This is a genomic window from Bradyrhizobium algeriense (assembly GCF_036924595.1).
Lineage (GTDB): Bacteria > Pseudomonadota > Alphaproteobacteria > Rhizobiales > Xanthobacteraceae > Bradyrhizobium > Bradyrhizobium algeriense.
Map to the genome: position 1 here is coordinate 4,758,165 of NZ_JAZHRV010000001.1, position 13,876 is coordinate 4,772,040.

Below are 13,876 nucleotides of genomic sequence, written 5' to 3' on the forward strand. Positions count from 1 at the left end.
AGTCAGTGCGCGGATAGCTAGACTTGGCACTAGACTTGGCACGAGGCCGGTAAACGGGCCCTTGCAGAAAAAGAGTCAGTTCGGGAGGTTGACATGATGCGCTTGAGAACGGCGCTCGCGCTGGCGGCAATTGTTGCGGCGCCACCTGTTCTGGCGACGCCCGGTCTGGCACAGGACTATCCGTCGCGGCCGGTGAAGGTGATTGTTCCATTCGGCGCCGGGGGGCCGGCCGACGTTACCGCCCGCCAGATCGGGAACATTCTGCAGGAGAGTTTTGGCCAGCCCTTCGTGGTCGAAAACCGTACCGGCGCCGGCGGTGTGATCGGCACGCAGGATGCCGTCAAGTCGCCGCCCGACGGCTATACGCTGCTGATGATGTCGAACACCCAGACTGCGAATGAATCGCTGGTTCCACAGCGCAAATACGAACTGATGCGCGATCTCGCGCCGATTGCGCCGGTCAATTACTCCGACCTTGTCATCGTGGTTCATCCCTCCGTGCAGGCGAAGACGCTGCAGGAGTTCATCGCGCTCGCCAAATCGCAGCCCGGGAAACTGAACTACGCCTCATCAGGCCAGGGCACGCCGTACCACATGGCGGGCGAGCTGTTCAAAGCCATGGCCAGCATCGACGTCTTGCACGTGCCCTACCGCAACAGCGGCGAGGCGCGCAGCGGCGTGATCGGCGGCCAGGTGCAGATGATGATCGACGCGGTTCCGGCGATGGCCCCCAACGTCGCCGAAAATCAGGTGCGCGCGCTGGCCACCACGGGCAAAACGCGCTCGACTGTCCTGCCCAATGCGCCGACGGTGATCGAGGCGGGCATTCCCGGCTATGAGGCCACCATCTGGCTCGGCCTGATGGCGCCCGCGGGCACGCCAAAGCCGATCATCGACAAACTCAATGCGGCCGTGAACGCGATCGTGAAACGACCCGATATCGTCAAGCTCTGGACCCAGCAAGGCGCGGTTCCTATGTCGATGACACCGGAGGGATTCGACAAATTCCTGCGCGGGGATATTGTGAAGTGGGGGGAAGTCGTCAGGAAATTCGACAGGCCGCCGCAATAAGAAGTCACAAGAGTAGGTTCGCCCTCGATGCCGAGCGTTCGATTTCGCCTCAACGGCGCCGAGACCGAGATTGACGCTGATCCCGACCGGTCATTGCTGGATATTCTGCGCGGCCAGATCGGCATGACCGGGCCGCATTTCGGCTGTGGCGCAGGCGAGTGTGGCGCCTGCAATGTGATCGTCGGCGACCGCGCGGTATCTGCCTGCGACACGCCGCTGTGGTCGGTGGCAGGCAAGGACGTCACGACCATCGAAGGACTGGGAACGAGCGAGCGGGCGCATCCGCTGCAGCGGGCCTTCATCGCCGAGCAGGCGCTGCAATGCGGCTATTGCGTCTCCGGCATCCTGATGAGCGCCGCCGCGCTGTTGAAGCGAAATCCGTCACCGACAGGCCGGGAGGTGAAGGAAGCGCTCGACCGCAATCTCTGCCGCTGCGGATCGCATAATCGCATGGTTCGCGCCGTGCTGCGCGCGGCGGAAGAAATGACGGCAGGATGAACCAGCCGGCGCCCGCTCCCTCCCCGCCCGCACTGCCGGTAAGCCTTGCGGCAAACCCGAAGCTGTCGTCGTGGCTGAAATTCTCAAGCGACGGACAAGTGACGGTCTCGCCGGGCAAGGTGGAGATCGGGCAAGGCATCGTGACAGCGCTGGCGCAGATCGCCGCCGACGAACTCGATATCGATCTGTCACGCGTGCAGATGATCCGCGCGTCGACCGCCAGTAGCCCCAACGAGGGCATCACGTCGGGCAGTCTCTCCATCCAGCAGTCGGGCCGCGCGCTGCGCCACGCCTGCGCGGAAGTTCGCCGGATCTTTCTTCAGCAGGCGGCGGAACGGCTCGGGGTCGATATCGATACGCTCGACGTCAAGGACGGCACCATTTCGGGCCCCGGCAATGTCAGGACCAGCTATTGGGAGCTTACCGAGGAAGTCTCGCTCGATCGCGATGCCACGCCCGGAGTAACGCCAAAGATCGCCTCTCGCCGGGCACTGGCCGGGAATTCAATTCAGCGGATCGACATTCCGGACAAGGTTTTGGGCCGGCCGCGATTCATCCACGATCAGGCGCTGGCGGGGATGCTGCATGGCCGCGTGCTGCGGCCGGACAACGCGCGCGCGAAACTTACCGAATTGAAGGAGGATGGCGCGCGCACGGTGGCCGGTCTTGTTGCGATCGTGCGCGACGGCAGTTTTGCCGGTGTCGTCAGCGAGACCGAACATGGCGCGGAGGCGGCCCTCAATTCGCTACGCAAAGGCGCGTCCTGGTCCGACGGCGAGCCCCTGCCCGACGAAAACGATCTGGCTGCATTCCTGAAGGCTCAGCCGTCGGAATCGACGATCATCGACAAGAAAACGGCCGCATCGCCCGGCACGACAGCGCGCACCATCCGGCGGCAATATACCCGCCCCTATATTGCGCACGCGTCGATCGCACCGTCCTGCGCGATGGCGCAGTGGCACGGCGACCGCGTCCATGTCTGGACCCACAGCCAGGGCGTCTATCTCCTGCGCGCCGATCTGGCGCTGGTTCTCAAACTACTGGTCGAGAACATCACCGTTGAGCATATGGAAGGCGCCGGCTGTTATGGGCATAACGCCGCCGACGATGTCGCGCTCGATGCCGTGCTGCTCGCCAAGGAAGCCGGCGGCCGGCCGGTACGGGTGCAGTGGTCGCGCCAGGGCGAGATGTCGGATGCACCTTTTGGGGCGGCGATGGCGATCGAGATCGAGGCCGATCTTGACGCGCAGGGAGAAATCGTCGACTGGCGGCACTCGATCTGGAGCAACGGCCATGCGGCGCGGCCGGGGCGCGCGGCACAGCCTGCCTTGCTGGCGGGGTTCGAACTGGCGAATCCTTTTCCGCGCATGATCTCGACCAATCCGCCGCAGGCCAATGGCGGCGGCGGCGATCGCAACTCGATCCCGCTCTATGATTTTCCATCCTGGCGCATCGAAAGCCATCGCCTGACGACGATGCCAATCCGCACCTCGGCGCTGCGAACGCTTGGTGGGCAGGGCAATGTGTTTGCGATCGAATCCATCCTCGATGAAATCGCGGCCGAGCGCGGCGAGGATCCGGTCGCGTTCCGGCTGCGCCACTTACGGGATGAGCGGGCCAAGGATGTCATCCGCGCCGTTGCCGCTCGCGCCAAGTGGAAACCCCAGAAGCAGCCCGACGTCGGTCATGGCATCGCCTTTGCCCGCTACAAGAACACCGGCGCCTATTGCGCTGCGATCGCCGAGATCGAGAGCGCCGAGGATATCCGCGTCAGAAAGTTGACGCTCGCAGTCGATGTCGGTGAAGCGATCAATCCCGACGGCGTCATCAACCAGATCGAGGGTGGCGCCATTCAGGCCACGAGCTGGGTGCTGAAGGAACGCCTCCGCTTCGACCGGCAACGCATCACCAGCACGAGCTGGATGGAATATCCGATCCTGCGTTTCAGCGAAGTGCCCGACGTCGAGGTTGAGGTTATCCGGCGTCCGGACATCGATCCGGTCGGCGCCGGCGAGGCTGCCCATGGCCCGGTTACGGCAGCCATCGCCAACGCCGTGTTCGACGCGCTCGGCGTGCGGGTGCGCGATCTGCCGATTACGCGCGACAGAATCATTGCCGCGATGGAATTGAGTTCATGAACACCCTGAACATCCTGAGCGGCGGCGCGGCACAGGGCCTGGTCGCAAGCCTGACGCCGGCCTTCAAGGCCCAGACCGGTTTCGATGTCGCGGGCGAGTTTGGCGCGGTCGGCGCCATGGCCGACAAATTGCGCAAGGGCACGCCGGCTGACATCATCATCCTGACGGCTGCGCTCGTCGCCAAACTGGTGGAGGAGAAGCTGGTGATTGCCACCTCGATGTCCGATGTCGGCCTGGTCGAGACCGCCCTCGCCGTCCGCGCCGGCGATCCCCCGGCCGCGGTCAAGGATGCCGCTGGCTTGCGCGGGGCTTTGCTGGCGTCGGACACGATCTTCGTGCCGGATACCAAAGCCTCGACGGCCGGAATTCACGTTGCAAAAGTCCTTGATCAGCTCGGCATCGCGGAAAGGGTCGCCACCCGCCTCAGGATTTTCCCGAACGGCGCGACAGCGATGCGCGAACTGGCGGCGTCAGAGGCGCGGCGTCCGATCGGGTGTACGCAATCGACTGAGATCATCAGCACCAAAGGCGTAACCCTGTCCGGTTCGCTGCCGCCGGGCTGCGAACTCGCAACCATGTACACGGCAGGCATCACGATCGCCGCCGCCCACCCGCAACAAGCCCAGGACCTGATCGACTTGTTGACCGGCGCCGGGCAACACGAACAGCGGAAACGCGCTGGCTTCATCGGCGGCCGGGGCTAGGCGCTCATAGGTGGATGAGCCCCTGCGGGGCGCGCACGGCACAAAACCACTGCGCGGCTCGATTTTCGATTGTCAAAGTCAATTCATATACTAATATATCAATCGAGAGAGCAGTCATGCCCGCCCGCGCATCGAAAAAGACGGATCCAACGGTTCGCCGAATGGCCGCCGGCACTCGCCGCAGCGGCAGGCCTCGCGCGGCGACGGCGGCGTCGAAGATCTATTCCGATCTTCGGGTCGAACTGGTGTCGCTGCAGCGCCGACCCGGAGAAGCCATCTCGGAAGCGCAAATCGCGCTCTCCTACGGGGTGAGCCGCACCCCCGTTCGCGAGGCCATCCTCAAATTATCGGATGAGGGCCTGCTGGAGATCTATCCCCAGTCCGGCATCTTCGTCTCGCGCATTCCGGTGGCCGCGCTCCCCGAGGCCATCATCATCCGCAAGGCGCTGGAAGAAACCACCGCACGGCTCGCCGCAGAGCGCGCCACATCGAGCCAGATTCTGGCACTGCAGTCGATCCTGGAACGCCAGCGTGAGGCCAGCGCCGCCGGTGACAGCGATACGTTCCATCAGGCCGACGAGATGTTTCATGCTACAGTCGCCGATGTCGCAGGCTATCCCGGAATCTGGAAATATATCCAGCAGGTGAAGGTCCACGTCGATCGCTACCGCCGGCTAACCCTGCCGCAGCGCGGGCGGATCGCAAAGGTGATCGTCGAACACGAGGCCGTGCTGACCGCGATCGAGGCGCATGATGCAGAGGGCGCAAGACGGGCGATGGAAGTCCACCTCGAAAGCCTTCTCGAGAACATCTCGGCCACTCAACACATCAATCCGGAGTACTTCGACGAGCGATCCTAGAGTTCAGACGTCCATAAAACGATAAACAACATCAGGGAGGAACACCATGAAACGCCGCGACTTCATCAAGCTGAGCGCAGGGCTCGGGGCCACGATGGCGGCCACGACGCCGCTATCATCCGCATTTGCTCAAACGAAAATGGTGCTGAAGGCATCGGACGTTCATCCGCTGGGCTATCCGACGGTCGAAGCCGTCGTCCGAATGGGCAAGAAGCTGGAAGCCGCCACCAACGGCCGGCTGACGATCCAGATGTTCCCGTCGATGCAACTCGGCGGCGAAAAGGAAATGATCGAGCAGGCCCAGCTCGGCGCGCTGCAGATCGCCCGTATTTCGGTCGGCGCCGTCGGCCCCGTCGTGGACGACGTCAACGTCTTCAACATGCCGTTCGTCTTCCGCAACTCCAAGCACATGGAGAAAGTCATCGACGGCGAGATCGGCGACGAATTGCTGGCGAAGATTTCCGCGACCGAAAAGACCGGCCTGATCGCGCTGTGCTGGATGAACGCCGGCTCGCGCAACGTCTACAACAACAAGCGGCCGATCCGGACCATCGCCGACCTCAAGGGCCTCAAGGTCCGCATGATGGGTAATCCGCTGTTCGTCGACACGATGAACGCGCTGGGCGGCAATGGCGTAGCCCTCGGCTTCGATCAGGTCTTCAGCTCGATGCAAACCGGCGTGGTCGACGGCGCGGAAAACAATCCGCCCTCCTTCATCGCGCAGAACCATTATCAGGTGGCCAAGTATTTCACGATGACCGAACACCTGATCATTCCGGAGCTTTTGGTCTTCTCGCGCATCTCCTGGCAAAAGCTGTCGCCGGAAGATCAGGCGCTGATCAAGAAGCTTTCGAAGGAAGCGCAGGCCGAGCAGCGTGTGCTCTGGTATGAAGCGGAGAACGTCGCCATCGAAAAAATGAAGGCGGCCGGCACCGAGATCATCACCGACATCGACAAGAAGCCGTTCCAGGATGCCGTCAAACCGGTCTGGGACAAATACGGCGCGAAATACGCGGCGATGGTCAAGCGCATCGAGGCGGTGAACTAGCGCCCGGCTCGCGATTGGCGGGTGGCCGGACGACGTCCGTTCCGGCCACCGCCTCTCCGCGCCGCCGAAGCGATTTGAAGCGCCGTTATTCTCCGAGGTCAAAATGTCCAATTCTGCGGCCGGAACTCTCCGGCGTGTGACCGATGCGGTTTACTGGACCGGCGCCGTGATCGCCTGCGTGGCGCTCGTGCTGGTCTCGGCGGTCATTCCGTGGGCCGTCTATACCCGATACGTCCTGAACAGCGCTGCGTCATGGCCCGAGCCGATGGCCGTGCTGCTGACTGTCGGCATCACCTTCATCGGCTCGGCCAACTGCTATCGCCAGCGCATCCACATGAACATGACGGTTGGCACCGACTTGCTGCCGCCGCTGCTGCGACGCGCCTCGCTGTTCCTCAGCGAAGTATTGATGGGCGTGATTGCGATCTTCATGGTGGTGTGGGGGCTGCGGCTCGTTCACACCACCTGGGATAATTCGGTGGACGAATTTCCGTGGCTGTCGGTCGGCATCACCTATCTTCCGATCGTGGTCAGCGGCGCCATGATGCTTCTGTTCGTCGTCGAACGCCTGACCATCGGCCCGCCGCCGCGTGACGGCAGCGACGCCCACGTACCGGTCGAGTAATTGCCATGGATATCGCGGTTCTGCTTCTCAGCATGTGCTTCTTCTTCGCGATCGGCATGCCGATCGCCTATGCGCTGGCGCTGTCCTCGCTGGTCGGCGCGCTCTGGATCGACTTGCCGGTCGGCGCGGTCATGCAGCAATTCGCCAGCGGCGTCGGCAAGGTCTCGATGCTGACCATTCCGTTCTTCGTGCTGGCGGGCGCCATCATGGCCGAGGGCGGCATGGCCAGACGGCTGGTGGACTTCGCGGCCGTCGTCGTCGGGTTCACACGCATGCGGGGCGGCCTCTCGCAGGTCAACATCCTCGCGACCACGATCATGAGCGGCATCTCGGGCTCGTCGGTCGCCGACACGTCTGCGATCGGTTCGGTGATGATCCCCCAGATGGCCGCCAAGGGCTATCCGCGGGTGTTCGCAACCAATGTGACCATCAGCGCCTCGCTGCAGGCCATCATCATTCCGCCGAGCCATAATTCAGTGATCTATTCGCTGGCGACCGGCGGCGTGGTGTCGATCACCAGCCTGTTCCTGGCCGGCGTGCTCCCCGGCCTGCTGCTCGGCTTTTCGCTGATGGTGCTCTGCCTGTTCTACGCCTATCGCGACAAGCATCCCAAGGGGGAGCCGGTGCCGATCCGGCAGGCTGTTAGGATGCTCGGTGACGCCGTATGGGGAATCGTGACGCTGGTCATCGTGCTGGGCGGCATCCTCACCGGCGTCTTCACGCCGATCGAGGCGGGTGCGGTCGCCTGCGTCTGGGCGTTCTTTGTCACGATGTTCATCTACCGCGATTACAAATGGTCCGAGCTGCCGCTACTGGTCTACAAGACGCTGCAGACCGTGGCGATGGTGCTGACGCTGGTGGCTACCGCGTCGTGCTTCGGCTATGTCGCCGCCCTGATGCAGATGCCGGCAAAGATGACTGAGTTCTTCGTTGCGATATCGAGCAACAAATACGTGCTGCTGATGTGGTTGAACATCATGCTGCTGGTGCTTGGAACGGCACTCGATCTCGCGCCGCTGCTGCTGATCTGCACCCCGATTCTGCTGCCGGTCGTGAAGAGCTTCGGCATCGACCCGGTGCATTTCGGCATCGTCATGCTGCTCAATCTCGGCATCGGCCTGCTGACGCCGCCCGTGGGGACCACGCTGTTCGTCGGCTGCGCCATCGGCAAGGTTTCGGTCGACGAGGTGATGCGCGGCATCTGGCCATTCTATTACGTGATGTTTACGGTGCTGATGATCGTGACGTACGTGCCCTGGCTGTCGCTGGCGCTGCCGAGGGCGTTCGGGTTCTAGAACAGGCGCCGCAGTTCGCGGCGGGAGACTCTGCGTGAAGATCATCGACCTCAGCCGAGAGCTCTATCATCGCACCCCGAGTTATCCCGGCCACCCTCCCGTCATACACGGCGTCTGGAAGACCCACGAAGAATCGTTTGCCGAGTCCGGCAATGTGCACGGGCTGGCGTCGATGTTCATCTCGATGGTGGACCACGCCGGCACCCATATCGACGCGCCCCGACATTTCGGCAAGAGCGGCATATCCATCGACGAGTATCCGCTGGAAAAATGCATCGTGCCGGGCATCTGCATCGATCTGCGCCACATTGCGGCGCGCGCGGAGATTACGCCTGGTGACCTTGAGGCAGCGGTGGTGAAGGCCGGCGTGCCGGTGCCGAAAGGCGGCACCGTACTGCTCTGCACCGGTCACCACGAGCGGACATTCCCCCACAAGGAATATTCGAGCGACAATTCCGGCGTGAACGTCGCCGCCACCGAATGGCTGGCGCAGCAGGGCGTCGTGCATTTCGGTATCGATTCGATGCGGCCGGGACCCGAAGGCAAAGTAAATGCCCTCGTCCACAAGGCCTGCCTCGACCTCGACATCACCCATATCGAGAGCCTGTGCAATCTCGAAGCGCTGCTGGGCGGTGGCCAGTTCACCTTCATCGGCCTGCCGATGAAGTGGCGCGGCGGGACGGCTTCGCCGATCCGCGCGGTTGCAGTGTTCGACATGTGAAGCAGGCGAAGCGCCGAACCGACGTAACGTCTTCGACAAAGGCGGCATCCAGCCGCTCACCCCGACCTTCCCTTTCGACAAGGCGCGTATGGACGTGCCGTGAAAGCTTGCCTAAACTCATCCCAATAATGGCCGATGCCGGGGCAAAGCGGCGCGGATAATCGGGCGGGAACACCCGTCGAATCAGGGGAGGAAAGCATGGACCGTCTTCGGCGGACTAATCGCGCTGTCCTATTTGCATCAGTCGCTGCGACGTCGCTGGGGCTGGCGGTACCCGCGTCTGCTCAGGAAACCTTCAAGCTTGGCATCGTGACGTTCCTGTCGGGGCCGGCGGCGGATAGTTTTGGCGTTCCTGCCCGCAACGGCGCGCAGTTCGTCATTGATCAGCTGAACAAGGGTTCAGTGCCCTCGCCTTACGAGAAGGTCGGATTCGGCGGCATCAAGATCGAGCCCATCATCATCGACGAGAATGGTGGCGCCACCAAGCAGGTGCAGGAATTACGCAACCTCTACCAGCGCGACAATGTCGACGTCGTGCTCGGCTATATCGGTTCTGGCGACTGTCTTGCCGTGGCGCCGATCGCCGAAGAGTTGAAGAAGATGCTGGTGCTGATGGATTGCGGAACGCCGCGCATCTTCGAGGAATCCAAATACAATTATGTGTTCCGAACCGCCGCCCATGCGACGATGGATAACGTCGGCCTGATCAGGTATATGAAGGCCAAGAACATCAAGATGGAAACGCTGTCGGCGATCAACCAGGACTATGCCTGGGGCCAGGATAGCCGGGCTGACTTCGTCGCCGCCGCCCAACAACTGTATCCGAACGTCAAGGTTCAGACAGACCTGCTGCCCAAGTTTGGTGCGGGTCAGTACGGCACCGAAATCTCTGCGCTGGTGGGCGCCGGCTCCGATGTGGTCTATTCGAGCTTGTGGGGCGGCGATCTGCAGGCCTTCATCCTGCAGTCGGCTCCCCGCGGATTGCCAAAACGCAGCCAATTGGTGTTCAGCGCCGCTGATCATGTGTTGCCGCCGCTTGGCGACAAGATGCCCGACGGCACGATCATCGGCGCGCGCGGCGCCTATGGCCTGATGTCGCAGAAATCCCCTCTGAACGATTGGCTGTTCAAGGGATACGAGGCCGCCAACGGCGTCTATCCGGTCCAGGCCGCCTATCGTATTACGCAATCGATTCTTGGATTGAAGGCCGCGGTCGAAAAGGCCATGAGCAAGAACGGCGGAAAGAAGCCCTCGACCGATGAAATGGTCGCGGCAATGACCGGTCTGGAGTGGCCGTCGCCCGGCGGACTCATTCAGATGAAGCTCGCCGACGGCCATCAGGCGATCCAGCCGATCGCGATCAGCCGTACCAAATACAATCCCGATCTCAAGCGGGTCGATCTAGTGGATATCCAGTACTTCGCGGCCGAATGCGTCAACCCGCCCCCGGGCGTGAAGTCGATCGACTGGATCAAAGGCGGCATGCAGGGCGCCAAGTGCAATTAGGCCGCACTGGTATCCAATGAGCGCATATGGCGGCGCGTCATTAAGCTCCGCGCCGCCTTTTTCTGCCCACCGACAACCCGCGTGACTCCACCGCCATGAATTTCTTTTTGACGATCGTTCTCGATGGCCTGATTCAGGCCTCGTGGCTGTTCATCGTCGCCCTCGGCCTGACGCTGGTATTCGGCGTATTGAAGATCCTCAACATCGCCCATGGCAGCTTCTACGCCCTGGGCGCCTATATCGCGGCAACAGCGGTAACCATGGTGGCCGCGCGCGGCCTTCCCCCAAGCGTTGGTTTCGTCGCCATGCTGCTCTCGGTGGCGCTGATCGCGTCCGCCGTCGGACTTCTGCTGGAACGCGGCCTCCTGAAAATGTTCTACGGTCGCGACGAAGTAGTGCTGCTGCTGGTGACCTATGCCGTGTTTCTGATCCTGGAAGACGTCACCAAGCTGATCTGGGGCGTTAATCCGATCTATGCGACGCAGCCATATGAGCTGTTCGGCAATCTCGAATTCGCCGGACTCTATTACGTCGGCTACGATTTGGTGCTGATACCGATCTCGGCCGTGGTCGGCTTTGCAATCTGGTTCGGCCTCAATCGCACCGTGATCGGCAAGATCGTGCTCGCCGTCATACATAACGAGGAAATGAGCGTAAGCATGGGCGTACGCGTCAACCGCGTCTATGCGATTGCCTTTGCGTTCGGCGTCCTGCTCGCCGCGCTCGCCGGCGCCCTGACCGCGCCGAAAATATCGATGCAGCCGGGCCTCAGTTCGGACGTCATCATCCTGAGCTTCGCTATCGTGGTGATCGGAGGGCTGGGCAGCGTCGAGGGCGCGGCAGTCGGCGCGATTCTGGTCGGGCTGGCGCGCGCTGCTTCGGTGCATCTCATGCCGCAAGCCGAGCTGTTCATGATCTATTTGATCATGGCGGCAGTGCTGATGTTTCGCCCTGAGGGCCTGTTCAAGCGCGAGACGGCAAGGCGGATTTGATGAGGAAAGGCCTGCATCCCCTGGTCATGATCGGCCTTGTCGCTGCGGTGACGCTGGCCGGCCTCGCGCTGCCGACCTGGACTTTGTCGCTGGCGACGATTGCCGCCTCCAATGCGCTGATCGCCCTTGGCATCGTCGTGCTGGCGCGCACCGGCAACGTGTCATTCGGCCAGGGCCTGTTCTTTGCCGCCGGCGGCTATGGCGTGGCGTTGATCGCCAATGCCTGGGGTCTCACCGACGCGGTGGCACAGGTGATCGTCGGCGCGGCTTGCGGTGGCCTGCTCGGCCTGGTCATCGGGCCGCTGATCGCGCGCTACAGCGGGATTTTCTTTGGCATGCTGACTTTGGCGCTATCGATGGTGTTTTACGGCGCGCTGGTGAAATCGACCGCGCTTGGCGGCTCCGACGGGTTTAATGTCGGGCGGCCGAGCCTGTTTGGCATGAGCTTCACCGATCCGCGCGAGGCCGACTTCATGCTGTATGCCGTCTCGGTCATCGTGACCGGATGCGCCGGTATCGCCGCGACCATCCTGTTCCGGTCCGAATTCGGGCTTGCCAGCCTGGCGGTGCGCGAAAACAATCTACGAGTCGAATATCTCGGACTCTCGGCCAATCGGATCATATCGATCAATTTCCTGATCGCCGCCATCTTCGCCGGCGCCAGCGGCGCCTTTGCCCTGATGGCGCAACGGCATATCGATCCGCAATTCGCATACTGGACCACATCGGGCGAATTCGTCTTCGTGGCGGTGCTTGCCGGCAACCAGAGCGTGGCCGCCGTTTTCGTCGCCTCAATGGCGCTCGAGCTGGTCCGTTCGTTCTCGAACCTCTATTTGCCCAATACCTGGCAGCTCGTGCTCGGCGTCTTCCTCCTGGGCGTCATTCTGTTTCTGCCGCGTGGCATCGGTTCGCTCTGGATCAGGGACCGGCGCAAGCGGCGCATCCCGGCGACGGCGCCCTTCACCGCCGAACGAGGAGCCGCACCGTGAACCCGGTTCTTTCGGTGCGCCAGCTCGAGAAGCGCTTTGGCGCAGTGGTTGCGGCCGATGCGCTTACCCTTGATGTTCCGGTCGGTCAGAAGATCAGCCTGATCGGCGCCAACGGCGCAGGTAAGACGACCTTCGTCAACATGGTCACCGGCTATCTCAAACCCGACAGCGGGACGATCCTGCTCGATGGATTGGACATAGGCAAACACTCGCCACGCAGCGTAGCCCGGCTTGGCATCTCCCGTTCATTCCAGATTCCGCAATTGTTTGTCGAGCTCACCGCTGCCGAAAATCTCGCTGTGGCGATTTCCGGCATCGGCACTCGGATGTCACTCGGAGCGCCGGCAGAGGCCCAAGGTCGCCGCGACAAGGCCGTCGAGCTGCTGGAACGCTTTGGCCTTGCCGATCTGGCCGATCGCCCGATCTCCGAGCTTGCGGGCGGCGTGCGCAAACTGATCGACGTCGCCATGGCATTGGTGCGTCGTCCAAAACTGCTGCTGCTGGATGAGCCGACCTCCGGAGTATCGGCGGAAGAAAAATTCACGACCATGGATCGCGTTATTCACGCCGTCGCGCCCGACGCCGCGACCATCGTATTCGTCGAGCACGACATGGAAATCGTCAGCCGCTATGCCGATCGCGTCGTGGCGTTCTATCAGGGTCGGATTCTGGCCGACGGGGTGCCCGCCGAGGTCCTGAATAATCAGGAAGTCCGCCGCTACGTCACCGGAGGCGTGCGATGAGCGACGCGACGCCATTGCTCGCGATCGACAATCTTGTCGTCGAGATCCAGTCGATGCCTGCATTGCGCGACTTTACGATGCACGTCGCGAAAGGTGCCATGGTCAGCCTGGTGGGCCGCAACGGCGCGGGCAAGACGACGCTGATGCGTTCGATCATGGGGCACCTCACGCCGGCCAGGGGCATGGTGCGGTTCGAAGGCAGCGACCTGACGTCCCGTCCGCGCCATGCGCGCGCGGCGCTCGGGATCGGCTATATGCCGGAAGATCGCTGCCTGGTGCCGCAGTTGACGGTCGAGGAAAACATCATGTTGCCGTTGTGGGTCGCGCGGCATCTCGACCGCAAGGCCCGGCTCGACTTCGTCTATGAGGTGATCGGCGAACTCACCGAGATGCGCCAGCGCAAGGCGCTATCGCTGAGCGGCGGACAGCAAAAGCTGGTCGCGCTCGGCCGGGCGCTTGCCATTGGCACCAAATGCCTGCTGCTCGACGAGCCGTTCGAAGGCATTGCGCCAGCGCTGTCGGAACGGCTGTCGGAGGTGCTTGCATCCCTCAAGGGCAAAGATCTGACCTTGCTGATGTCGCAATCGGACCTGAATCACTCGCGTGGGCTGATTGACGTGGAATTCACGATTGAACGTGGCGCCAATCCCGTAACCGCCAGTCAATGAGCCCTGAGCGTCCGGACT

General features: G+C 62.4%; 14 protein-coding genes. All 14 read left to right on the forward strand.

Features of this window, described 5'->3' with window-relative positions; all coding sequences use genetic code 11:
* Window positions 1-96: 96 nt before the first annotated feature.
* The 14 genes from V1286_RS22985 (at window position 97) to V1286_RS23050 (ending at window position 13,858) form a co-directional block, all read left to right on the forward strand.
* Window positions 97-1,071, forward strand: coding sequence for a Bug family tripartite tricarboxylate transporter substrate binding protein (locus tag V1286_RS22985; RefSeq protein WP_417021277.1), 975 nt, complete (start codon window positions 97-99; stop codon window positions 1,069-1,071).
* 27 nt (window positions 1,072-1,098) lie between these two features.
* Window positions 1,099-1,569: a (2Fe-2S)-binding protein gene (locus V1286_RS22990; protein WP_108514779.1), complete on the forward strand. Its 471-nt coding sequence runs from the start codon at window positions 1,099-1,101 to the stop codon at window positions 1,567-1,569.
* Window positions 1,566-3,707 (forward strand): xanthine dehydrogenase family protein molybdopterin-binding subunit, encoded by a 2,142-nt coding sequence (locus V1286_RS22995; protein ID WP_334482966.1) that lies wholly within the window; start codon window positions 1,566-1,568, stop codon window positions 3,705-3,707. Before V1286_RS22990 ends, V1286_RS22995 begins: the two co-directional genes overlap by 4 nt.
* Window positions 3,704-4,411, forward strand: a complete 708-nt coding sequence (locus tag V1286_RS23000) for a molybdate ABC transporter substrate-binding protein (RefSeq protein ID WP_334482969.1) — start codon at window positions 3,704-3,706, stop codon at window positions 4,409-4,411. Before V1286_RS22995 ends, V1286_RS23000 begins: the two co-directional genes overlap by 4 nt.
* Window positions 4,412-4,572: 161 nt before the next feature.
* Window positions 4,573-5,271 (forward strand): GntR family transcriptional regulator, encoded by a 699-nt coding sequence (locus V1286_RS23005; protein ID WP_334482971.1) that lies wholly within the window; start codon window positions 4,573-4,575, stop codon window positions 5,269-5,271.
* A gap of 46 nt (window positions 5,272-5,317) precedes the next feature.
* Window positions 5,318-6,319 carry a TRAP transporter substrate-binding protein gene (locus tag V1286_RS23010; protein WP_334482974.1) on the forward strand — a complete coding sequence of 334 codons (1,002 nt, stop codon included), beginning with the start codon at window positions 5,318-5,320 and terminating at the stop codon, window positions 6,317-6,319.
* A gap of 103 nt (window positions 6,320-6,422) precedes the next feature.
* Window positions 6,423-6,944 (forward strand): TRAP transporter small permease, encoded by a 522-nt coding sequence (locus V1286_RS23015; RefSeq protein ID WP_108514789.1) that lies wholly within the window; start codon window positions 6,423-6,425, stop codon window positions 6,942-6,944.
* 5 nt (window positions 6,945-6,949) lie between these two features.
* Window positions 6,950-8,239, forward strand: coding sequence for a TRAP transporter large permease (locus tag V1286_RS23020; RefSeq protein WP_247835873.1), 1,290 nt, complete (start codon window positions 6,950-6,952; stop codon window positions 8,237-8,239).
* Between the two features lie 34 nt (window positions 8,240-8,273).
* Complete coding sequence (locus V1286_RS23025) at window positions 8,274-8,960, forward strand: cyclase family protein (RefSeq protein ID WP_334482982.1); 687 nt, start codon at window positions 8,274-8,276, stop codon at window positions 8,958-8,960.
* Between the two features lie 198 nt (window positions 8,961-9,158).
* Window positions 9,159-10,466 carry an ABC transporter substrate-binding protein gene (locus V1286_RS23030; RefSeq protein WP_334482984.1) on the forward strand — a complete coding sequence of 436 codons (1,308 nt, stop codon included), beginning with the start codon at window positions 9,159-9,161 and terminating at the stop codon, window positions 10,464-10,466.
* A gap of 95 nt (window positions 10,467-10,561) precedes the next feature.
* Window positions 10,562-11,458 (forward strand): branched-chain amino acid ABC transporter permease, encoded by an 897-nt coding sequence (locus V1286_RS23035; RefSeq protein WP_334482987.1) that lies wholly within the window; start codon window positions 10,562-10,564, stop codon window positions 11,456-11,458.
* A complete protein-coding gene (locus tag V1286_RS23040) occupies window positions 11,458-12,447 on the forward strand; it encodes a branched-chain amino acid ABC transporter permease (RefSeq protein ID WP_334482990.1) in 990 nt (329 codons plus the stop codon). The genes V1286_RS23035 and V1286_RS23040 overlap by 1 nt, the downstream gene beginning before the upstream one ends.
* Entirely contained in the window at window positions 12,444-13,190 is a 747-nt protein-coding gene (locus V1286_RS23045; RefSeq protein WP_334482992.1) for an ABC transporter ATP-binding protein, read from the forward strand. The genes V1286_RS23040 and V1286_RS23045 overlap by 4 nt, the downstream gene beginning before the upstream one ends.
* The gene (locus V1286_RS23050; RefSeq protein ID WP_334482995.1) at window positions 13,187-13,858 is read left to right on the forward strand and encodes an ATP-binding cassette domain-containing protein; all 672 of its coding nucleotides are present in this window, start codon (window positions 13,187-13,189) and stop codon (window positions 13,856-13,858) included. The genes V1286_RS23045 and V1286_RS23050 overlap by 4 nt, the downstream gene beginning before the upstream one ends.
* Window positions 13,859-13,876: the final 18 nt, after the last annotated feature.